The organism is Paracandidimonas lactea (genome assembly GCF_021653995.1).
Classification (GTDB): domain Bacteria; phylum Pseudomonadota; class Gammaproteobacteria; order Burkholderiales; family Burkholderiaceae_B; genus Allopusillimonas; species Allopusillimonas lactea.
The window spans coordinates 51,308-71,286 of record NZ_JAJJOZ010000008.1 but is presented as its reverse complement, the minus strand read 5'-3'; the positions used below and the strand labels follow the sequence as shown (position 1 = coordinate 71,286).

Annotated in this window: 20 protein-coding genes; 3 read left to right on the top strand and 17 right to left on the bottom strand. The window is 62.1% G+C overall.

All coding sequences use genetic code 11. From position 1 onward, the window contains the following. Window positions 1-47: 47 nt before the first annotated feature. From flgJ to flgB, 9 genes are all read right to left on the bottom strand, one after another. Window positions 48-1,046, bottom strand: a complete 999-nt coding sequence (flgJ, locus tag LOL23_RS14550) for a flagellar assembly peptidoglycan hydrolase FlgJ (protein ID WP_160975642.1) — start codon at window positions 1,044-1,046, stop codon at window positions 48-50. Window positions 1,047-1,054: 8 nt separating this feature from the next. Beyond that, window positions 1,055-2,206 carry a flagellar basal body P-ring protein FlgI gene (locus LOL23_RS14545; RefSeq protein WP_160975640.1) on the bottom strand — a complete coding sequence of 384 codons (1,152 nt, stop codon included), beginning with the start codon at window positions 2,204-2,206 and terminating at the stop codon, window positions 1,055-1,057. A gap of 1 nt (window position 2,207) precedes the next feature. Continuing rightward, entirely contained in the window at window positions 2,208-2,894 is a 687-nt protein-coding gene (locus LOL23_RS14540; protein ID WP_160975638.1) for a flagellar basal body L-ring protein FlgH, read from the bottom strand. Window positions 2,895-2,934: 40 nt separating this feature from the next. Beyond that, window positions 2,935-3,720 (bottom strand): flagellar basal-body rod protein FlgG, encoded by a 786-nt coding sequence (flgG, locus tag LOL23_RS14535; protein WP_160975636.1) that lies wholly within the window; start codon window positions 3,718-3,720, stop codon window positions 2,935-2,937. 47 nt (window positions 3,721-3,767) lie between these two features. Then, a complete protein-coding gene (gene flgF / locus LOL23_RS14530) occupies window positions 3,768-4,511 on the bottom strand; it encodes a flagellar basal-body rod protein FlgF (RefSeq protein ID WP_160975634.1) in 744 nt (247 codons plus the stop codon). A 9-nt stretch (window positions 4,512-4,520) separates the two neighbouring features. Further along, window positions 4,521-5,735, bottom strand: coding sequence for a flagellar hook protein FlgE (flgE, locus tag LOL23_RS14525; protein WP_160975632.1), 1,215 nt, complete (start codon window positions 5,733-5,735; stop codon window positions 4,521-4,523). Window positions 5,736-5,785: 50 nt separating this feature from the next. Continuing rightward, window positions 5,786-6,469, bottom strand: coding sequence for a flagellar hook capping FlgD N-terminal domain-containing protein (locus LOL23_RS14520; protein ID WP_160975630.1), 684 nt, complete (start codon window positions 6,467-6,469; stop codon window positions 5,786-5,788). A 75-nt stretch (window positions 6,470-6,544) separates the two neighbouring features. Continuing rightward, on the bottom strand, window positions 6,545-6,961 hold the full coding sequence (flgC, locus tag LOL23_RS14515) for a flagellar basal body rod protein FlgC (RefSeq protein WP_160975628.1): 417 nt from the start codon (window positions 6,959-6,961) through the stop codon (window positions 6,545-6,547). Between the two features lie 36 nt (window positions 6,962-6,997). Continuing rightward, complete coding sequence (gene flgB, locus LOL23_RS14510; RefSeq protein WP_237173794.1) at window positions 6,998-7,408, bottom strand: flagellar basal body rod protein FlgB; 411 nt, start codon at window positions 7,406-7,408, stop codon at window positions 6,998-7,000. A gap of 184 nt (window positions 7,409-7,592) precedes the next feature. Here flgB and flgA point away from each other — a divergent pair, with 184 nt between their 5' ends. The 3 genes from flgA (at window position 7,593) to LOL23_RS14495 (ending at window position 9,231) form a co-directional block, all read left to right on the top strand. Further along, a complete protein-coding gene (flgA, locus tag LOL23_RS14505; RefSeq protein ID WP_160975624.1) occupies window positions 7,593-8,297 on the top strand; it encodes a flagellar basal body P-ring formation chaperone FlgA in 705 nt (234 codons plus the stop codon). A gap of 110 nt (window positions 8,298-8,407) precedes the next feature. Beyond that, window positions 8,408-8,692 (top strand): flagellar biosynthesis anti-sigma factor FlgM, encoded by a 285-nt coding sequence (flgM, locus tag LOL23_RS14500; protein WP_237173793.1) that lies wholly within the window; start codon window positions 8,408-8,410, stop codon window positions 8,690-8,692. A 62-nt stretch (window positions 8,693-8,754) separates the two neighbouring features. Beyond that, on the top strand, window positions 8,755-9,231 hold the full coding sequence (locus tag LOL23_RS14495; RefSeq protein ID WP_160975622.1) for a flagella synthesis protein FlgN: 477 nt from the start codon (window positions 8,755-8,757) through the stop codon (window positions 9,229-9,231). Window positions 9,232-9,301: 70 nt separating this feature from the next. Here LOL23_RS14495 and flhF read toward each other — a convergent pair whose 3' ends face one another. The 8 genes from flhF to LOL23_RS14455 form a co-directional block, all read right to left on the bottom strand. Next, on the bottom strand, window positions 9,302-11,647 hold the full coding sequence (flhF, locus tag LOL23_RS14490; protein ID WP_237173792.1) for a flagellar biosynthesis GTPase FlhF: 2,346 nt from the start codon (window positions 11,645-11,647) through the stop codon (window positions 9,302-9,304). 2 nt (window positions 11,648-11,649) lie between these two features. After that, window positions 11,650-13,764 (bottom strand): flagellar biosynthesis protein FlhA, encoded by a 2,115-nt coding sequence (flhA, locus tag LOL23_RS14485; protein ID WP_237173791.1) that lies wholly within the window; start codon window positions 13,762-13,764, stop codon window positions 11,650-11,652. Beyond that, window positions 13,761-14,930: a flagellar biosynthesis protein FlhB gene (flhB, locus tag LOL23_RS14480; RefSeq protein WP_237173790.1), complete on the bottom strand. Its 1,170-nt coding sequence runs from the start codon at window positions 14,928-14,930 to the stop codon at window positions 13,761-13,763. Before flhB ends, flhA begins: the two co-directional genes overlap by 4 nt. Before the next feature lie 178 nt (window positions 14,931-15,108). Further along, on the bottom strand, window positions 15,109-15,753 hold the full coding sequence (gene cheZ, locus LOL23_RS14475; RefSeq protein ID WP_160975614.1) for a protein phosphatase CheZ: 645 nt from the start codon (window positions 15,751-15,753) through the stop codon (window positions 15,109-15,111). A gap of 10 nt (window positions 15,754-15,763) precedes the next feature. Further along, window positions 15,764-16,153 carry a chemotaxis response regulator CheY gene (gene cheY / locus LOL23_RS14470; protein ID WP_160975612.1) on the bottom strand — a complete coding sequence of 130 codons (390 nt, stop codon included), beginning with the start codon at window positions 16,151-16,153 and terminating at the stop codon, window positions 15,764-15,766. 75 nt (window positions 16,154-16,228) lie between these two features. Beyond that, window positions 16,229-17,317, bottom strand: coding sequence for a protein-glutamate methylesterase/protein-glutamine glutaminase (locus LOL23_RS14465; protein WP_160975610.1), 1,089 nt, complete (start codon window positions 17,315-17,317; stop codon window positions 16,229-16,231). Next, entirely contained in the window at window positions 17,314-18,147 is an 834-nt protein-coding gene (locus LOL23_RS14460) for a CheR family methyltransferase (RefSeq protein ID WP_160975608.1), read from the bottom strand. The genes LOL23_RS14465 and LOL23_RS14460 overlap by 4 nt, the downstream gene beginning before the upstream one ends. Before the next feature lie 8 nt (window positions 18,148-18,155). Beyond that, window positions 18,156-19,895, bottom strand: a complete 1,740-nt coding sequence (locus LOL23_RS14455) for a methyl-accepting chemotaxis protein (RefSeq protein ID WP_160975606.1) — start codon at window positions 19,893-19,895, stop codon at window positions 18,156-18,158. Window positions 19,896-19,979 lie beyond the last annotated feature (84 nt).

Genomic DNA, 19,979 nt, shown 5'->3' with positions numbered 1-19,979 from the left:
TTTAGGGTGCCGCAGCGTCTATGGCAGTGCGACGACCCTTATGTACCTTATGTACGATGTGTGCGGGTCCCATGGTCGAAGTAGCTCATGATGGAAATCAGCTTTTCGGCATACGCCGGATCAGTGGCATAGCCGGCTTCCTGGATCCGGCGCGCAGCTTCTTCAGCGGAACCTGCATCAGTTACGGCGCTGTAGCGTGTGCTCTGCGTAATCAGCCGCGCATAATCGGCGAAAGACTCGGCATACGAATCGTAGGCACGGAAAGGCTGCATCAGCTTGCGCGGCACGCCATTCTCGTACTCCGTCGTCATCACGTGCACCACCTTGCCCTTCCAGCTCGCACCGGCCTTGATGCCGAAGAGGTTGTAGCTGCTGGCACCATCTTCGCCGCGGATCTCGCGCTTGCCCCAGCCGGATTCCAATGCCGCTTGGCTGAGCACGAGCTTCTCGGGCAGGCCGCTTTCGCGTGCCGCCGTGCGCGCGGCATCGCCAAGGCTGGCTACGAAATCACGGATATGCTTAGGCGCGCCCTCTATGGCCGATATGGCTCGGCCGGCGATCGAGTCGCGCCGAACCAAGCCGCCCGTCAGCTTCTCGAGCAGAGTGGTGATGGACGACGCCTCATAGCTACGTTCGTCGGGCATGCGCGAGCGCAGGCCGGGCAGCCGCGATGCCGCCAGCTCCGGGGCTTGCGCACCCAACTGTGCATCATCAACCGACGAACCCGCACTGCGGATCTGCGCCAGCAGTGCCTCGGCCAAGCCTATACCTTTCTCCGATAGCTGAAGCGCCATTTGCTCGTCGCTCATACTCTGCGCCAGCCGGGTCTGCTGGCTGTCCAGCAGCGTTCCCATGCCGTCAGCGCTGCGCGCCTGCTTAAGCATCTGCTGGATGAACAATGCCTCGAACTGCTGTGCAATCTCGCGCTCGGCGGCCGGCGTGTTGCCGCCCGCCTTCAGGCCGCGCCTGAGCGCATTCAGGCCGCTGAAATCAAGCGTAGAGCCGGCGCCTTCGCCAGGGCGCGGAATATAACGAACAAAGCCCATGGCCCCTCCTAGATAACCTCGAGATCCGCGCGCAGCGCGCCGGCAGCCTTCAGGTTTTGCAGGATGGACAGCAGGTCCTGAGGCGTCGCGCCCAGTGAGTTGAGCGCACGCACGACGTCCGCCAGGTTGGCGCTGGTGCGCACCCGCTGCAGGCCACCGCGCTCGCTGCGCATCTCGATTTGCGTACTCTCCGTGACCACGGTCTGGCCGCCTGCAAAAGGCGTGTCAGGCTGGCTGACCTGCGCATCCCGACTGATGACAACCGACAGATTTCCATACGCAATAGCGGCCTCTTCGATGGTGACGGTACGATTCATGACCACCGATCCAGTGCGGGCATTGACGATCACTTTGGCGCGCGCCGGGGGCAGCTTGACCTGCAAATTCTCCACCTGCGACAGGAACGCTGTTTGCGCGGATGGGTCCCGTGGACCCTGCAGCCGAATCACGCGGCCATCCTGCGCCTGCGCGACCCCACCGCCGAACTGGCGGTTCAGCGCCGCGACGACATTCTGCGCAGTGCCAAAATCGGTGTTGTTGAGCTCCAGCCGGATGACGCCATCGCGCGCATACATCGTGGGCACGCCCCGTTCAACAATGGCGCCGCCCGGAATGATGCCGCCATTGAGCTGATTTACCTGCACGCTGGAACCGCCGGCTTGTGCGCCCGCGCCGCCCACCAGCAGATTGCCCTGGGCGAGCGCATAGACTTGGCCGTTGGCGCCCTTGAGCGGTGTCATGAGCAACGTACCACCGCGCAGACTCTTGGCATTGCCCATTGACGACACCACGACATCCAGCGACTGGCCGGGCTGCGCGAACGCCGGCAGTGTGGTGGTAACCATCACAGCAGCAACGTTCTTGAGCTGCATATTGCTGCCCTGGGGCACGGTGATCCCCAGTTGCGACAGCATATTGGTCAGGCTCTGCTGCGTGAATGGCGTCTGGCGTACTTGGTCGCCGCTGCCATCGAGGCCGACCACCAGGCCGTAGCCAATAAGCTGGTTGTCGCGCACGCCCTGAATGCTAGCCAGATCCTTGATGCGCTCTGCCTGCGCAGTGCCACACGCAAGCACCAGCCCGAACAAGGTGGCCACCGCAATACGCACCCAAGGCAATGACGGGCGGCAGTGTATGGAGCGAAGAAGAACGAGGTTCATGTCAGAAGGGGGAAATATTCAGGAAGAAGCGCTGCAGCCAGCCCATGTTCTGGACTTCATCCATCGTGCCTTTGCTGCGGAACTCGATGCGGGCATCCGCCACCTGGGTGGACAGAACAGTATTGCTGCCTGTCACGGAACGCGGATCCACCACGCCCGAAAAGCGGATATGTTCGCTGCCGCGATTGATGGCGATTTGTTTGTCGCCCGCGATCTGCAGGTTGCCGTTGGGCAGCACGCCCACAACCGTTGTCGTGATGGTTCCTTCAAACTTATTATCCGCCCTGCTGGATCCCTTCCCCGAAGCCTGGTTCTTGCCTTCCATATCGAACTGCTGTCTGAGCGCGAGTTCATCAGGCACCACGTTCGGCGACACCTCAACGCCGAAGCCGGCCTTGCCGTTGCGATCGGTCGAGGTCTGCACGTTTTTGGCGGCGTTGGTCTTTTCTTGAATGATGACAGTGACGATATCGCCAACATTGCGCGGACGACGGTCTTCGAACAACGGGTAGCTGCCGTATGCCGTAGGTTGATAGATGGCACCGTTGGGCTCGGCGGGTGGCAGGCCCGGCAGCGGCGGTTGCGCCGTCAGAGGGCCCGTGACCACGGGATCGGGCGGAATCAGGGCACAGCCGCAGAGTACGCCGGCCAGCGTCAGGACAAGAATTCGGAAAATACGCAGAAACATGGTGATGGCAGTCAGGGCAGGCAGGACGCGAGCGCGCTCATCAAAGCTGCGTCAGTCGGGCCAGCATCTGGTCCGAAGTCTGCACGGCCTTGCTGTTCATCTCGTAGGCCCGCTGTGTGGTGATCATGTTGACCAGTTCTTCGGCCACATTGACGTTGGAGGTTTCCGTGTACTGTTGCAGGACCAGGCCGGCACCGTCCAGACCTGGCTGCGCAAACGCCGCGGGGCCAGACGCATCGGTCTCGACATAGAGATTTTCGCCAGCGCTCTGCAAGCCGGCCGGATTGATGAATGTGGACAACTGCAGCTGGCCCACCTCGACATTTGTACCGGTAGCGCCCGGCTGAGTAACCGACACGGTGCCGTCGCGCGCTATGGTAATGCTCAGTGCGTTCTCGGGGATGTTGATCGGCGGTTGAACCGGATAGCCGCCAGCAGTGACAAGCTGGCCATTCTGGTCGACCTGCAGGCTGCCGTCGCGCGTATAGGCGAATGTACCGTCGGGCATTTCGACCTGCAGAAAGCCTCGGCCCTGTATGGCGATATCCATCGAGTTACCGGTGTCTTTCAGGTTGCCCTGCGAGTGGATGCGCTCGGTTGCAACCGTCCGCACGCCGGTACCGATCTGTAAGCCCGAAGGCAGCTGATTGGCCGCACCCACTTGCGCGCCGGGCTGGCGGATGGTTTGGTACATCAGGTCTTCGAATACGGCGCGGCCGCGCTTGAAACCCGTCGTATTGACGTTGGCCAGGTTGTTGGAAATGACATCCATATTGGTCTGCTGCGACTCCAGACCGGTTTTTGCAATCCACAGGGAACGTATCATTTTTTATGTCCTTGACACAGCCGGCGCGCCGGCGCGTCTGATGTTCATCACGAGGTAGACAGAATCGAGTTGGCGCGCTCGGCATTGGCGCTGGCGTCCTGGATCATCTTCATCTGCATTTCAAACCGTCGGGCATTGGCAATCATGCCCACCATGGCCTCAGCGGCGTTGACGTTGCTTTTTTCGACAAAGCCCGCCACCATGCGCACCTGCGGATCCGACTGTGCCGCTTGGCCGCCAGCCACGCGATACAACCCGTCGTCGCCGCGTGTCATCTCTGCCACCGGCGGGTTGACCAGCTTGAGCCGGCCAATCACTTGCACATCGTTGGGGTTGTCGCCTGCGCCCAGCACAGTAATCTGGCCGTCACCGGAAAACGTCACGGCGCCGCGATCGGGAATCTCAACGGGCGCCCCATCCTCCGACAACACAGGCATGCCCAGCATGTTGACCAGCAGCCCCTGGTTGTTGACGGAAAAATCACCGGCGCGGGTATAGGCTTCACCATTGAAGGTCTGGACGGCAAACCAACCTTCACCGGTAATGGCGGCATCAAGCGCCGCGCCGGTTTCCACCATCGTGCCCTGCCCCATCTTGCTGCCGGGCGAGGATGCCACTGTGCTGACCCGGGTGGGCAAACCAACCTCACCATTGACTGGCACAGAACGGTAGATCGCGAGTTGCTCGCGAAAACCCGTGGTATTGACGTTGGCCAGGTTGTTGCTGATGACAGCCTGTTGTTCCAGGATACGCGCCGCGCCATTGGCGGCGGTGTAGACGAGACGATCCATGAGTCAGGCCTAACGCATGTTGATCAGGGTCTGCAGCACCTGATCCTGCGTCTTGATCGTCTGCGCGTTGGCTTGGTAGGTGCGTTGCGCGATGATCATGTTGACCAGCTCCTGGCTCATGTCAACGTTGGACTCTTCCACCGCCTGGCCTTTGATGGCGGCCATGCCGTTAGAACCCGGACGGCCCAGGATGGGTTGGCCCGATTCTGATGTTTCAGCCCAGGCATTGCCGCCCACGGGCTGCAGGCCCTGCAGGTTGGCAAAGTGTGCCAGCACCAGCGACCCCAACGTCTGGGTTTGGCCATTGGTGTAGCTGGCTACGATCGCACCGTCCGCCGCGATCGACATGCTGGCATACTCGCCCGTCTTGTACCCGTCCTGGTTGAAGGTATAGGTGAAGTCGCCCCCAAACTGGGTGGAGCCGCCGTAGTTGACGTTGATGTTCAAGTCGGCGGCGGGCGAATTTACACCGCCCACCCCGGTGGCCTGCAGTGCCACGCCGCCTGCGGGCGCCGTGAGCCGGCCGCCAGCATCGAATATCATCTGCGTGGCGGCGGCGGGGGCGTTCAAGGCATTTCCGTCAAGGCGATAGTAAACGTCCCACTTGCTGTCGGTATCACCTGCCGCCCCCTGACGCTTGACGAAGTACTGCGTCAACTGGTGTGCGTTGCCCAAGCTGTCGTAGACGTTGATCGGGAAGGTGTTGTTGTAGGTTTCAGCGTTGTTTGGGTCGAATGCGGGGGTGGCCGGTATCGGCGCCGCATTGGCGTCAAGGTTGAGCACCGATGTAATGCTGGTGGTGGCCTTGGGGGCGATGTTTCCGGCCGGCACCATGACAGGCGCCGGGTCGGTGGAGCCTACGGGATAGCCGGTGAGCCGCTGGCCTTGGGCGTTGACGATGTAGTTGTCTTTGTTGGCATGGAATTGGCCGTTGCGGGTGTAGAAAATACTGCCGCTCGGATCCTGCACACGGAACATCCCGCGGCCGCCGTCAATAGCCATATCGAATTGGTTGCCGGTGCCTGTGATGGTACCGATGGTGAAACGCTGGTTGATGCCCGCAACCTGGGTGCCCAGGCCTACGCGCGAGCTGGCATACACGTCGGCGAAACTGGCCGTAGCCGACTTGAAACCCACGGTGCCCGAGTTGGCGATGTTGTTGCCAATAACATCCAGCGACTGCGCCGCCGCGTTCAAACCACTTAGCCCTTGTCCGAAACCCATGATTTACCTCGTTTCCTGTTGAATAGTGTGTAAGCGGATAAAACCCAGCCTTACATGATCTTCCTGATGTCAAGCAGCGAGCGCATGCCAGTGAGGCCAAGATCGAGCTGCAGACCACTGGATGAATACGCCACGCTGGCGACCTGACCATAGGTCAGCGCTTCGGCCAACACCGGCTGACCGTCGTTGTTGGTGGCTTCCACCTTGAGGGTGTAAGCGCCATTAGGCAGCTCCACACCCGCGTCGCTCTTGCCGTCCCACTGCAGCGACAAGACGCCCGCCGATTTTGGGCCCAACTCCATGCGGCGCACTGCCTCGCCCGCCGAGTTCAGCACGGTAACGATCACCTGCTTCGCTGGCGACATGACGTCGACGCCAAAGGGCGTGGCTTCCTTGGCCCCTGTTTCGCCGCCCAGCGATACCTTGGCGCCTGGCACCAGCACACCCTTGCCGATCAGATTGGCCGCCTGCATGGACTGCGAAACATCCATCTGGCCCGACAATGCCAACAGGGTGTTGTTGAGCTGGTTGATGCCATTCACCGTGGACAGTTGGGCGATTTGCGACGTCACCTGGGCGTTGTCCATCGGGTTGAGAGGATCCTGATTCTGCAACTGAGTAACCAGCAGCGTTAGAAACCTGTCCTGAGTATCGCCCATCAGGCTCTTGGTATTGGCATCGGCAGCCGCCAGCGCGGCGCCGGTTGCAGTGTTGGCCTGAGTGATCGTGGACATGCGTTGTTCCCTGGTAAGCGGATTGCGTTGTTCGTTGCTGAGTGGTCAGGTGATGAGCGTTGGTGCCGCACAGGACTACTGGCCGATCGAGAGCGTACGCATCATCAGGGTCTTAGCCGTATTGATGACCTCGACATTTGCCTGGTAAGAGCGCGACGCCGAAATCATGTTGACGGTTTCGGCGACCACATCCACGTTCGGCAAGGTGACGTAGCCATCCGCGTTGGCCAAGGGGCTGTCGGGGTCGTACTGCATGCGGGGAGGCGCAGTGCTTTCTGTTACCGCGGCCACGCGCACACCGCCCACCGATCCAGGCTGCGGGCGGCCCGCAGGTGGCGTCATCTGGAACACGACCTGCCGCGCCCGGTAGGGCTGGCCATCCGGGCCCACGGCACTGTCGGCGTTGGCCAAGTTGCTGGCGGTCACGTTCATGCGCTGCGACTGCGCAGTAAGCGCCGAACCGGCAATCTGGAAGATGCTCATCTCTGACATACGAAATCCTTGAATCGTGTAAGCTGGCGCGCCCGCTTATTGCTGCAGCGCCGCCATCAACGTTTTGATGCGGGCCGACATCACTGTCAGGTCGCTCTGGTAGCGCAGCGTGTTATCGGCGAACTGGACGCGTTCGGCGTCCATATCGACCGTGTTGCCGTCCAGACTGGGTTGGTAAGGCTGGCGGTACAGCAGCGTTGCGGGCTCGGGCGATACGGCCCGGCCGGGAAGATGCCTGGCTGATGTCAGCGACAGACTGGTGTCGCCGAGCCTCAGTCCGCCTTCGCCCATGGCCTCGCGCAGCGCGGCGGTAAAGTCGAAATCACGCGCCTTGTAGTTGGGGGTGTCTGCATTGGCTATGTTGGCGGCCAGCACTTCTTGGCGCTTTTGCCGCAGGCTGATGGCCTGTTTGTAGAAATTGAGGTCTTCGCCGATACGATCTATCATGCTGTCCGCCCGGATTTCCCGCCACGCGGTGGCGTGTGCAAAGCTGTAGGTTCAGCGCACACGAGGCGCGCCACGAATAGCAAGCATGGTAAAGGCGCGAGTGCTTCAATAAACCTGGAAACAAGGCGTCAATACGCGCCCAGTTCTTGGATTGCCCGCACCGCCGCTTCTATAGAATGGCCTCATGATCAGACCTCGCCTATTCACATTGCTTCTCGCCGCCGCGCCCCTGCATGTGGGAATGGCGAGCCCTGCCGCCGAGCCTGCTACCCAGGATGCCAGCGAAGTCGCCGCCCAGGTTGAACAGTTCCTGCGCGCGCAGGTCGGCGGCGACCCTGGCAAGGTCGATGTCACCGTACAAAAGCCCCGCGTAGAGCGCCTGCCGCGCTGCAATGCGCTGCAACCCAGCATACCCAACGGCCACTCCCTGCGTCCGCGCATGACAGTCAAGATACGCTGCGCGGGACCACAGCCCTGGACAAGCTACGTCCAGGCCAATGTCAGCGTCCAGGGCAAGTACTTTGTCGCACAGCGCACGCTGCAGCCCGGCGAACCCCTGTCGGCAAACGACCTGGGTGTGCGCGAAGGCGATATTCTGCGCCTTCCCCGCGACACGGTGCTAGACCCCGCCCAAGCGGTCGGCTATGTGGCCGCGCAACGCATCACCGCGGGCACCCCCATCAAAACACGCACGCTGCGCAATCCCGACACCGTCTCCCGCGGTCAAATTGTGCGCACCGAGGTGCGAGGCAGTGGGTTTATTGCCACTGGCGAAGGCCAGGCTCTCGAAAGCGGGCCGCCGGGGTCTTATATACAGGTGAAGGCTAGATCGGGCGAGGTGATTAGTGGCATGGTGGTCGACGCACATACTGTGCGCATCATGATGTAGCCCCAAGCGGGTTAAACATTTCCCAGCCACTGCCGTTATAGAATCCAGAACGCATTCCCAGACACCCCGCAAGATGCCGCAACGTGGCATTCATGCCCCCGGAGAACACCGTGAAAATCACCTCTTCGCCCCTGAACAGCCCGGCACACGGCGTCTCCAGCCAGCGGCTTGATGCCACGGCAGCACTGTCGCAGGGTACGGCCTCGGGCGCCAGAAAAGACGTTGCCCTCAGCCCGGCCGCCCGTCAGTTGGCGGCTCTGCAAGACGGTGCCCACGATATCGATCAAGCCCGTGTGGCCCAGTTGCGCGACGCTATCGCGTCAGGCCAACTCAAGATCGACGCCTCCCGCATTGCCGACGGCCTGCTCGCCAGCGTCCGCGATCTGCTCAAATAAGGCAAGCGGCTGGCTCTGGCGCCGGTGCCTCGTCCAGCCCGCTTCGAATCACGCACACGCTCATGTCCGACATCCTCGCCCGTCTTCATACCTGCATCGAACACGAAACCCGCCTGATAGAGGGTTTTATCGCCGTACTCGAAGAAGAGCAGGGGTTGCTTGAAGCGCATGGTGCGATCGATGCACTGGAGAGCGTCACCGCACGCAAGAACGGCTATGCGGACCAGCTTGCAGCAGCCGACACCCTGCGCGGCAAACTGCTTTACCAGGCGGGCTTTACGAACAGCGACAACGCCCTGCAGCATGCCGCTCGCAAACACGCCGAGCTTGCCGCACCGGTAGAGCACCTGCTGTCGCTGGCGCAGCGCGCCAGCGCGCTGAACACCGCCAACGGCATTACCATCTCCGCCTACCTTGCTCACAACAGGCTGGCACTGAATGAACTCCAACACCTGGTTGGTGCCGGCAACCTCTACGACGCCCAAGGCCGCAGCAAACGGGGCGCCGCCAGCACGCTGGCCAATGTGCGCGCAGGCTGACGCTCCCCATCCGTTTCTTGCGCATCGTGCTTAGGGGCTTTCCGCGTCGCCGCGCGCGTGCCGCGGCCGCCTAAGCCTCCAATGTTTCCTTCAAGGCAAAAAGCCGCGCAATGCGGTGTGCAACGCTATTTTTTGGGCCCGGCAGCGCCGCCAGCATTTCCCTGGCGGGCTGCGCCTGTGCGCAGTTGTGCAAGCGCCAGGCCGCAGCGCTCATTTGCGCGGCCAGCAGCGTGCGCGCCAACATATCCATACCCCGCTCGCCAACCTGCGACCAACCACGGCAATGCTCGCCGAACTGGCCTGCAACGCGGGCAATCTGCCGGCCCCGCACGCCCGAGAGCAATGCCGCCGCACATTGCCCAGGTAGCACACCCATCAAGGCCGCTTCAGGAGCCAGGCCATACACGATACCCGTTTCCTGCCCGTCATCCGCGCGCGTCATCCGCACACAGACAAGCCGCAAGGGCAGCGCTGGCCGCCCGCGCGCGCACAACGCAACATCGGCCACGCCAATCCAAGCCCTGCGTTGGGGCTCGCCCGCATCCATGGAAAGCGCGGGAGCGGCATCGGCAGGCCGGTAGGCCAGCGTCCGGGCCACAGCACGCACAGTTGTCGCACAACCTTCGTGATACACAGGTGTCGTGGGTGTGACCAGCCCCAGCCACCGCACGCCCAGCGCATCAATCGAACGAAGCAGCGATTGGCTGCCAGCGTCGAGCACATGCAGTGCATTACGCAATTGCGGAACAGCCCCCAACCCGCCAACCTGAACCGCCAATAGCGCCGCCGGATCGAGTGCGCCGCTGGCGGCATCCCCCCAGGACGCCACCCAGCCGTCGGAGCGGGCCAGACATTGCCCGGCGCTGGCCAGGGGCGCGGCCTGCCAATCAAATACCATTGCGGTGGCCAGGCGTCCGCCGTGATCGGCCTGCTCCATCCATTTGGCGTGACCGTGCGCAATGATGAACGCGCCGGCATCCGCAGTATCCGGCGCGCTGGCGCCGCCACCATTGCCCCATGCAGCGTAAAGGCCTGCGGCCGTGTCATGATCGATACGGCCCGCGTCCTGTGCGGCACCCAATGCCTCGAGCAACCCTTCGCGCACTCCGCCGGCGCCTGACGTATGAGCCCTGCCGGACCATGCCTGCCATGCGGCGGCAGTGGCAGTATCCTCGTCGACCCAACGGCAGGCCGCCTGTGCGGCGTCAATGCTTGGCGCGGCTGCGCCACCGGCGGCAAGCGCCAATATCGGGGCCAGCCGGCGTTCGCGCTGCTGGGCTGTCTGGCGCGCTTGTTCACGAATCTGCGGCGCTGCATTCAGCGTCAGCAATGCGGCAAGATCGGCCTGAGTCGGTGCATACAGCGGGCGCGACTGACGCCGCGCAGCAAGCGCCTGGTCTATCAGCGATGCGGCGCCCGGCAGCACCAAGTCTTCAGGCACCCGCTGGCCGTTGGATACGTAATGGATAGGCAGGCGGTAACGGATGGCTGTGTCGAGCACGCTGCCCAGCCGCATGGCCTCGTCCGACTTGGAGATGATGCAACCCTTCAGCGGCGAGCCGCCAGCATGCGAATAAGCACGCGCCACGTCATCCAAGGTATCGCCCTGGCTGGCGGCATTGAGTACCAGCAGCCTGTCCACCGGACGGCCTGCGCCGGCCAGCATGCCCGCCTGATCCGCCACCCTGCCATCGCGCTGGCTCACGCCCATATTGTCGATCAGAACGGTGTGCTGCGGACCGAGGCTGCCCAGTACGCGCGCCAGGTCATCAGCATTGCGCGCCACGTGCACGGGCAGGCCCAGCTTACGGCCGTAGATCAGCAACTGCTCGTGCGCGCCGATACGGTAGGTATCCGTAGTGATCAGCACCAGGCTGCCGCCACCGGGGCGGCGGACGTGCCGGGCCGCCAACTTGGCCAGCGTGGTTGTCTTGCCCACGCCGGTAGGGCCAACCAAGGCAATCACCTGGCCAGGGAGCCAGAATGCCTGTTCATCGGCAACCGGCAGATGCGCGACCAGCTCGGCGCGGGCCCACTGCAGGCCGTCGCGATCGGATAATTGGCGTGGCAGGCGCGTCAGCATGGCGCGCAACAATGCCGTGCTGAAGCCCGACTCAAGCAGGCGCTGAAAAAGGGCGGCCGCGGTCGGGCTCTCGCGCAGTTGACCGCCCCAAAGCATATCTTCCATGCGGTTTTCAAGTGCGTCGCGCATAGCGTCGATAGCACCCAGCACTTCATTGCCGGGTTGGACCTCGACGGCCTGTTCCGCATCAGCGGCTGCGTACTCGTGGTCAGCAGCAATGATCTCGACACCGCCGTTCACGCGGCGGTTAGACACAATCATGGCGTCGGGCCCCAACGCCAGCCTGACCTGGCGCATCGCCTCGCGATTGGTCGCGCCAAAGAACCGACTCATGTTCATGCCTGGCCTCCACCAATCACAGCGGTTACTTTAAATATCCGGTCTTCAGGAATCTCGGCACTGGAAAGCACACCCAACTGCGGAAAGCTGTGCCGCAGGAAGCGCGCCAGCGACGGACGCAGAATGGCGGGCGTCACCAGCACGGTTGGATCTCCATTGGCGTCTTGCACCGCTATGGCGCGTTGGACTTCCTGCAGCACACTTTCGGCCAAACCAGGCTCCAGTGCACCGGTCGCGGTAAGAGCCTGAGTCAGTACGCGCTCGAGGCGTGCATCCAGACCGATCACGCGCATTTCCCCATCGCCGGGGAACCAATGCTGCGAAATGGCGCGGCCAAGTGCCACACGCACCTGCGCAAGCAGTTCGCCGCTGTCGGGCCCCGCACCGGACGGATCTTGCGCGGCAAGGCGTGGCGCATGTTCGGACACAGTTTCAATGATTGTGCGCACGTCTCGGATGGGTACATCCTCGGCCAGCAGGCCGCGCAGCAGTTTTTGCAGTTGCGTAAGCGTGATCGTCTTGGGCACCAGATCTTCGACCAGCTTGGGCGCTTCACGACCAATGTGCTCGACCAATTGCTGCACCTCCTGGCGCCCCAGCAGACGCGCGCCGTGCAGATGCATGAGATGGTTGAGATGGGTGGCGATCACCGTACTCGCGTCCACTACGGTGTAGCCGGCAATCTGCGCCTGTTCGCGCAGGCTGACGTCTATCCATACCGCCGGCAGACCGAAGGCCGGATCTGTGGTGGGCGTGCCCGGCAGCTGCATGGATACACCGCCCGGATCGATCGCCAGCCATTGGCCCGGCGTTGCCGTGCCATGACCGATCTCTACACCAGATAACATGATGCGGTAGTCGTTGGGCTTGAGTTCGAGATTGTCGCGGATGTGTACCACCGGCGGCAGGAAGCCGACATCCTGTGCGAACTTCTTGCGAAGGCTTCGGATGCGATGCAGCAACTCGCCATTCTGCGCGTGATCCACCAGCGAGATGAGGCGATAGCCTACTTCGAGCCCGAGGGGATCGACCAGCGCCACATCGTCCCAACTTGCTTCGGCCGCCGCGGCATCTGCCACCGCCTGTGCGCGTACGGGCTCATCGGCCTTCTGCTGCGCGGCGGCCTGCTGGCGCTTGCTTACACTCCAGCCACAGCCAGCCATGACAGCGGCCAGCAACAAGAAGGCGACATGAGGCATATTGGGGATCAACCCCATCAGCGCCATGATGCCCGCAGTGATGTAGAGCACAGCGGGATTGCTGAACAGTTGGGTAACCATCTGTTGGCCGACGTCCTGCTCCGTGGCCACGCGCGACACGACCACGCCAGCAGCGGTGGAAATCACCAGTGCAGGGATCTGCGCCACCAGGCCGTCACCAATCGTCAACAGCGTGTAAACCCGCCCCGCCTCGGCAAATCCCAGATCATGCTGTGCCACACCGATAATCAGCCCACCCGCAACGTTGACCACCATGATCAGCAGGCCGGCCACGGCATCGCCACGCACAAACTTGCTGGCACCGTCCATCGAGCCGTAGAACTCCGCCTCCTGGCCCACTTCGGTGCGGCGACGGCGCGCCTCATCTTCGCCGATAAGCCCGGCGTTAAGGTCGGCATCGATAGCCATCTGCTTGCCTGGCATAGCATCCAGCGTGAAACGCGCGCCCACCTCGGCAATACGGCCTGCACCCTTAGTGATCACCATGAAGTTGATGATGATGAGGATGACAAAGACCACGATACCGACAGCAAAATTACCGCCTACCAGAAAATGGCCGAAAGCCTCGATCACCTTGCCCGCGGCGTCCGGCCCCTTATGGCCATGCAGCAGCACGACGCGGGTGGACGCCACGTTAAGAGCCAGGCGCAGCAACGTAGCGAACAACAGCACGGCCGGGAAGGCGGCGAAATCCAGCGGCTTTTTTGTGAACATGGCCACCAGCAGAATCATCACCGACAAGGAGATATTGAAGGTGAACAACAAGTCGAGGATGAACGGCGGCAGCGGCAGAATCATCATGGCCATGACCATCATGATCAGCACCGGGCCGGCGAGCAGGCGCGCCTGAGCCCCGCCATTGTTGCGCAGCAGGACGAGAAGATTGTTCATGAAAGTTCAGTTGCCTTGATTGCCTTGTTCGCCTTGTTGGCCGGGTCCATGTCGGGCGGCACGGCAAGGCGCCCGGGCTGGCGAGGTTCGGCGCCCGCACCCGCGCGCCATGCGCGAAGCTGAAACACCCATGCCAGCACCTCTGCCACCGCGGCGTAGAGCGCTGCCGGGATCTCGTGCCCAAGCTCAACATTGTGATAAAGCGCGCGCGCCAACGGCGGCGCACTGAGGATAGGTACGTGATGAGCTTGGCCGACTTCGCGCACACGCGCGGCAACCAAGCCGGTGCCTTTGGCCACGACACGCGGTGCACTACCCTCGCCATCCTTATAGGACAGCGCCACCGCATAATGCGTGGGGTTGGTGACTATGATGTCGGCCTTGGGCACATCGGACATCATGCGCCGGCGCGCCATGGCACGCTGCTGCTGGCGTATGCGCCCCTTGAGCTGTGGATCGCCTTCGCTTTCCTTGTGTTCCTGCCGCACGTCTTCGCGCGACATGCGCAGCTTCTTGTGCAGGCTGAAGAGCTGCCATGGCGCGTCGATGGCCACGATAAGGAAAAGCGCCGCCACAATAAGGGCACAGCAGAGGGCGACGATGCGGATGCCCGCTGTGAGCGCCTGCGCGGGCGCCGCGTGCATCAGCGCGATCATGCTGTCGCGGTAATAGGCAACGACCAGCGCCGCGATGGTGCCGATAACCGCGGCCTTGACAAGCGTCTTGGCCAACTCCATCATGGTCTGCCCCGAAAACAGGCGTGCCACACCTTTGATCGGGTTCAGACGCTCAAACTTGGGCTCCAGAGCCTTGGGCGAGAATAGAAAGCCCCCTAAAGCGACGGAAGCAAGTATGGCGACCACCACCAGCACGCCGAACAATGGCGCGAGCAGCTTGAAGCCATTGAAAGCAGCACCTGCGGCCAGCACAAGCATTACATTCGCATCGCGGCCCACACTCGGATCGAACCACATGCTGCCGCGCAAAACACTGGTCAGCCCTTGATACAACTGCCCACCGCCCAGCCAAAGCATCGCCGTACCAGCGGCAAGCAGCAGGAATGTATTGAGTTCGCGCGAACGCGCAACCTGCCCTTCTTCACGCGCTTTTTCCAAGCGCCGGGGTGATGCGGGTTCGGTTTTTTCGAGGTCGCTGTCCTCTGCCATGCAATGCCGGAAGTCTGGGGATGGACGGAATGGAGAGAATTTCCATCGATATGCCAGAATTCTAGTCAAACATGCAGGCAGGATAATGACGGATCAAGGCCGATAAGACCCGTCATTTCGGATACTGCATAGTGCAGCGCCGGGCTGCACTGCTCCCGGTGTGCGGGTAGGCTGCAAATCAGAAGCCCAGGCTGGCCAGCAGGTCGTCCACCTGATCCTGGCTGGTCACCACATCGGGCTTGCCGTCTGCATTGACCACCGGGCCGTTCAGCAGCGATTGCGCTTCTTCGCGGCGCTCGTGAGGCACATTGTCGATCAGCACTTGGACCAACTCTTCTTCGATCGCGGTGATGACACCCAGCATACGTGTGATGACCTGGCCGGTGAGATCCTGGAAGTCCTGCGCCATGATGATGTCCATGAGCAGGCCCTGGGTTTCCTGGGCTGTGGCGGGCACCTGCTTGAGCAGGCCGCGCGTGTCATCCACCAGCTCGCGCGCTTGATTCAGTTCCACTGGATGGTCGAACCAGGCCTGCCAGCGGGCGTCCAGCGCCTTGGCGTCGCCGCGAAGCTGCTCTTGTAACGGCTGGGCGGCTTCGGCGGCGTTCAACACCCGGTTAGCGGCCTGCTCAGTCATGGTGGCGACATAGCGCAGGCGCTCGCGCGCATCTGGAATGGCATGCGCTGCTTCCTTGATGGCATGATCCAGCCCGAGGTCACGCATGCTTTGACGCAGCATGTGCGTCAGCGACGCAATACGGTGTATCAGATCGGTTGGCACCGCATCATCTACCTTCATCGTTTGGTTTCCGGTGGCTTCCATCGTGCTCTCCTCAACCACCAAGCTTCTCGAAGATCTTGTTCAGCTTCTCTTCCAGCGTCGCTGCTGTGAAGGGCTTGACCACATAACCGTTGGCACCGGCCTGGGCTGCCGCGATGATGTTCTCCTTCTTGGCCTCGGCGGTGACCATCAGCACTGGCAGCGCCTTGAGTGCTGGATCGGCACGGATGTGCTTGAGCATCTCAAGCCCATCCATGTTGGGCATATTCCAGTCTGATACCACAAAGTCGAAATTGCCATTGCGCAGCTTCTCGAGACCCTGCGCACCGTCTTCCGCTTCGTCGACATTCTCGAAACCCAGATCCTTCAACAGGTTCTTGACAATTCTGCGCATGGTCGGGAAGTCATCGACCACCAGAATCTTTATCGTCTTCTGTACCAATTGTTTACTCTCCAAATCAAGATAGCTTTGACAGCGCGGTGCGGACTCTACCGTTCCGAGACCCGCTGGCGATATTCAAACCCTGTGCCCGTATGCGCCACAAGCGGCCAGTATGCGGCGACTGATGTCGGCCAATGGCACCGCAGTATCCGCCGCACCGATATGCAGCGCCTCACGCGGCATGCCAAACACCACACAGCTTGCCTCATCCTGCGCCATCGTGACAGCGCCTGCCTGCTTCATCGCCAACAGCCCTTGGGCACCATCCTTGCCCATGCCCGTGAGAATCACGCCGACGGCATTGGCGCCGGCCACTTGTGCGGCCGAATGAAACAGCACATCAACAGACGGACGATGGCGATTAACGGGCTCGCTATAGTCGAGCCGCACCACATAGTTTGCGCCCGACCGTGCAAGCTTCATGTGCGCCGCGCCTCCAGGCGCCAGGTAGACGTGGCCCGGCAGCACGCGCTGGCCATCCTCCGCCTCGTGCACCTGTACCGCGCACAGATTGTCCAGCCGCTGCACAAATGAGCGGGTGAACCCGGCAGGCATATGCTGAGTGATAAGAATCGCCGGGCTGTTCGCTGGCAAGGGTTCCAGTACCTGCCTGATCGCCTCGGTGCCGCCTGTGGACGAGCCGATCAGCACGAGCTTTTCGGTTGTGGAGAACGGGCGCACCAGCCGCTTGCCGGGGCTGGCCACCGCCTCTCTGGCGCGCGGACGCGCCAGCGCAGCGCCTCGGATTTTCTCGGCAATCAGCTCACTGTATTCGAGCAAACCATCACGCAGACCCAGCCGGGGCTTGGTGATGAAGTCGACAGCGCCCAGCTCGAGCGCGCGCAGCGTGACCTCCGAACCGCGTTCGGTCAGCGAAGAGATCATCAGCACCGGCATCGGGCGCAATCGCATGAGGCGCTCCAGAAAATCGAGGCCGTCCATGCGTGGCATCTCAACATCTAGCGTCAGCACGTCCGGATTGTGCTGCTTGATCAGCTCACGCGCCACCAGAGGATCGGGCGCCACCGCCACGACCTCCATGTCGGGCTGGTCGTTGATGATCTGTGCCATGATGCCCCGTACAAGCGCGGAGTCGTCTACACACAATACCTTGATCTTGCGCGGGCCCGCCCCATTCTCAGGCGGAGAGTGAAGCTGGCTCATCGGGCCACCTCATACACCGTTTGCCCGCGTAACCGCAGCGCTTTGGTCAGATAAGTGAAATTCTCGGAATGGCCCACAAACAGCAGACCACCCGGCTTGAGCACGCCGGCAAAACGCTCGAGCAGGCGTGTTTGCGTGGGCTTGTCAAAATAGATCATGGTATTGCGGCAAAAAACCGCGTCAAACGGCCCTGCGGGCCAGTCACGCGACAACAGGTTCAGGTGTTCGAACTGCACTGCCTCGCGCAAGGTTGACGAAACGCGTACGCGCCCTGCTTCGCGGCGTATGCCGCGCTGAAAATACGTGCGCAGAAAGGCCTGTGGCACACTGGAAACTCGATCCAGGCTGTATACGCCGCGCCGCGCCGTCACCAGCGCCTGTGTGTCAATATCAGTGGCCAGCAAGTTGAAGCTGCCCTGTCGGCCGCCACAGATGTCTTGCAAGGTCATGGCAATCGAATAGGCCTCTTCGCCCGTGGAGCTTGCACAGCACCATACCGACAGCGGTCGCGGGCGGCTACGGGCATGCTCGGCCAAGAGTTCGAAGTGATGCTGTTCGCGGAAAAACGCCGTATGGTTGATCGTGAAGCCATTGATGAAGCCTTCCCACTCTGCGTCATCGGCGTTGGACTCCAGGCAATCCAGATAGGCGGAGATGCTGCTCATCCCCAGCGCCTTGGCGCGCATGCCCAGCTTGCGCTCGACCATCTCGCGCTTGTGATCGGCCAGTATGATGCCCACGCGCTGGCGCAGCAATCGCGCTGCGCGGCCGAAATCACCCGGCTGCGCCTCGGGGCCCGACTGAACGGCAAACAGAAAGGAATCGGCCATCCGCACGTTCATGCACCCAGCAACGGTTCTACGGCGAGGGGAACGCCGGACGTGCGATTGCCCTGTGCGATTACGGCCGCATCTGACTGTTGTAGTTTCTCATGCATGTCGATCACCTCTCCGGGGCCAATCTTGAACACCGCCACCGCATCGCTCAGGCGCGTCGCCTGCTCCTGCAGCGACCCGGCCGCCGCAGCCGCCTCTTCCACCAGCGATGCGTTCTGCTGCACCACGCCATCCATCTCGGCCACCGCCTGATTCACTTGCTCGATCCCTTCGGACTGCTCGCGCGATGCCGAGGATATCTCGGCCATGATCGTGGTCACCCCTTGGACCGAACCCACCACCTCGCGCATGATCTCGCCCGCTTCGCCCGCCTGGCGCGCGCCCGCCTGCACCTTCAACTGCGACTCCTCGATCAGCACCTTGATCTCCTTGGCCGCCTGCGCGCTGCGCTGGGCAAGCGAGCGAACCTCGCCCGCCACCACCGCAAAACCCTTGCCCTGCTCGCCGGCCCGCGCCGCTTCCACCGCCGCGTTCAGCGCCAAAATATTGGTCTGGAAGGCAATGCCATCGATCACCCCAACAATCTCGGCCATCTTGCCTGAGCTGGTCGAGATCTCGTTCATGGTCTGCACCACCTCCGACACCGCGCGACCGCCCCGTCCGGCAACCTCAGACGCGCTCTTGGCCAGCACATCGGCCTGATTCGCGTTATCGGTGTTCTGGCGCACCGTGCTGGACAACTGCTCCATGCTCGCCGCGGTTTCCTGCAACGAAGCCGCCTGCTGCTCGGTGCGGCTGCTCAGATCCGTGTTGCCCATGAAGATCTCGCGCGAGCCCAGCGTGATCTCTTCCACACCAGCGCGAACCGTGCTTACCGTGTGCGTCAGGCCTTCTTGCATATGGCGCAGGCTCTCGAACAACGCACCGATTTCGTTGCGGCCACGCAGCGTGATACGGCCGGTCAGGTCGCCACCGGCAATACGGTCGAAGTGCTCGCCCGCGCGGCGCAGCGGCCGCAGCACCACGCGATTGAGAAACCCATAGCTGGCCATGGCAATGAGTATGCACACCACCATGGCGGCGGCCACCATACGCACCACGAGCGTGAAGGCAGCATCCTGCTCCTTGCCTAGCGTATCGATCCTCGCCAACTGATAGGCTTGCAGATTCTCCAGTGCCACATAGAAATCGCTTTCAAGCTGGCTTACCGTACTGGTCAGACGAGCATGCAACTCAGCGATCTTGCCGTTCCTGGCGCTTTCGATCAGCGGCGCAACACCCTTGTCCATCAGAGTTTCGTAGCGCTGCGTCACGCTCCGATAGCGGCCATCCGGATCAGCCAGCGCACCCACAGCGGCCTGGTATGCCTTGAAGCGCCCGCGCGACTCATCGAAGAACCTGCCCGCTGCAGCAATGCTGTCGAGTGTGTCCTGGCTCAACACTGCATCGGTGGCACCGCCGAACTGTTGCGCCACCAGGTAGTTTTGCTGATCGCTATTAACGATATAGCTGGCGACGGCCCGGCCCAGCATCACATGTGCGTTCTTGTACATGTCTACCGCGCCTTGCAATTGGGCGTCGGCCTGCTGTGCGCTGACCACGCGGTCGAACGACTTCTGGTTCTCGCGCAGCGACAATATGCCGAGTGCCGCGCCCGCAATGAGCATGAGAAGGAAAAAAACAAGCACCAGAATCAGACTGGTGCGTACTTTCAGGTTCGCGAACAGCGATTGCTTGATCATGTGCGACAAACGCCTTGTTGCTGGAGGCGCCCGCGGAGTGCGGCGCCCGACCTCATTGATGACCGCACGCGGGTGCGCCGCGCG

What these genes read in the sequence shown, in the direction of transcription:
- LOL23_RS14455 (WP_160975606.1), bottom strand. Translation starts at nt 19,895, where the DNA reads ATGATCAAGCAATCGCTGTTCGCGAACCTGAAAGTACGCACCAGTCTG.
- flhB (WP_237173790.1), bottom strand. Translation starts at nt 14,930, where the DNA reads ATGGCAGAGGACAGCGACCTCGAAAAAACCGAACCCGCATCACCCCGG.
- flgC (WP_160975628.1), bottom strand. Translation starts at nt 6,961, where the DNA reads ATGTCAGAGATGAGCATCTTCCAGATTGCCGGTTCGGCGCTTACTGCG.
- cheZ (WP_160975614.1), bottom strand. Translation starts at nt 15,753, where the DNA reads ATGGAAGCCACCGGAAACCAAACGATGAAGGTAGATGATGCGGTGCCA.
- flgG (WP_160975636.1), bottom strand. Translation starts at nt 3,720, where the DNA reads ATGATACGTTCCCTGTGGATTGCAAAAACCGGTCTGGAGTCGCAGCAG.
- flhA (WP_237173791.1), bottom strand. Translation starts at nt 13,764, where the DNA reads ATGAACAATCTTCTCGTCCTGCTGCGCAACAATGGCGGGGCTCAGGCG.
- flgF (WP_160975634.1), bottom strand. Translation starts at nt 4,511, where the DNA reads ATGGATCGTCTCGTCTACACCGCCGCCAATGGCGCGGCGCGTATCCTG.
- flgA (WP_160975624.1), top strand. Translation starts at nt 7,593, where the DNA reads ATGATCAGACCTCGCCTATTCACATTGCTTCTCGCCGCCGCGCCCCTG.
- flgB (WP_237173794.1), bottom strand. Translation starts at nt 7,408, where the DNA reads ATGATAGATCGTATCGGCGAAGACCTCAATTTCTACAAACAGGCCATC.
- LOL23_RS14540 (WP_160975638.1), bottom strand. Translation starts at nt 2,894, where the DNA reads ATGTTTCTGCGTATTTTCCGAATTCTTGTCCTGACGCTGGCCGGCGTA.
- LOL23_RS14495 (WP_160975622.1), top strand. Translation starts at nt 8,755, where the DNA reads ATGTCCGACATCCTCGCCCGTCTTCATACCTGCATCGAACACGAAACC.
- LOL23_RS14460 (WP_160975608.1), bottom strand. Translation starts at nt 18,147, where the DNA reads ATGGCCGATTCCTTTCTGTTTGCCGTTCAGTCGGGCCCCGAGGCGCAG.
- flgJ (WP_160975642.1), bottom strand. Translation starts at nt 1,046, where the DNA reads ATGGGCTTTGTTCGTTATATTCCGCGCCCTGGCGAAGGCGCCGGCTCT.
- flgE (WP_160975632.1), bottom strand. Translation starts at nt 5,735, where the DNA reads ATGGGTTTCGGACAAGGGCTAAGTGGTTTGAACGCGGCGGCGCAGTCG.
- LOL23_RS14465 (WP_160975610.1), bottom strand. Translation starts at nt 17,317, where the DNA reads ATGAGCCAGCTTCACTCTCCGCCTGAGAATGGGGCGGGCCCGCGCAAG.
- LOL23_RS14545 (WP_160975640.1), bottom strand. Translation starts at nt 2,206, where the DNA reads ATGAACCTCGTTCTTCTTCGCTCCATACACTGCCGCCCGTCATTGCCT.
- LOL23_RS14520 (WP_160975630.1), bottom strand. Translation starts at nt 6,469, where the DNA reads ATGTCCACGATCACTCAGGCCAACACTGCAACCGGCGCCGCGCTGGCG.
- flhF (WP_237173792.1), bottom strand. Translation starts at nt 11,647, where the DNA reads ATGAGTCGGTTCTTTGGCGCGACCAATCGCGAGGCGATGCGCCAGGTC.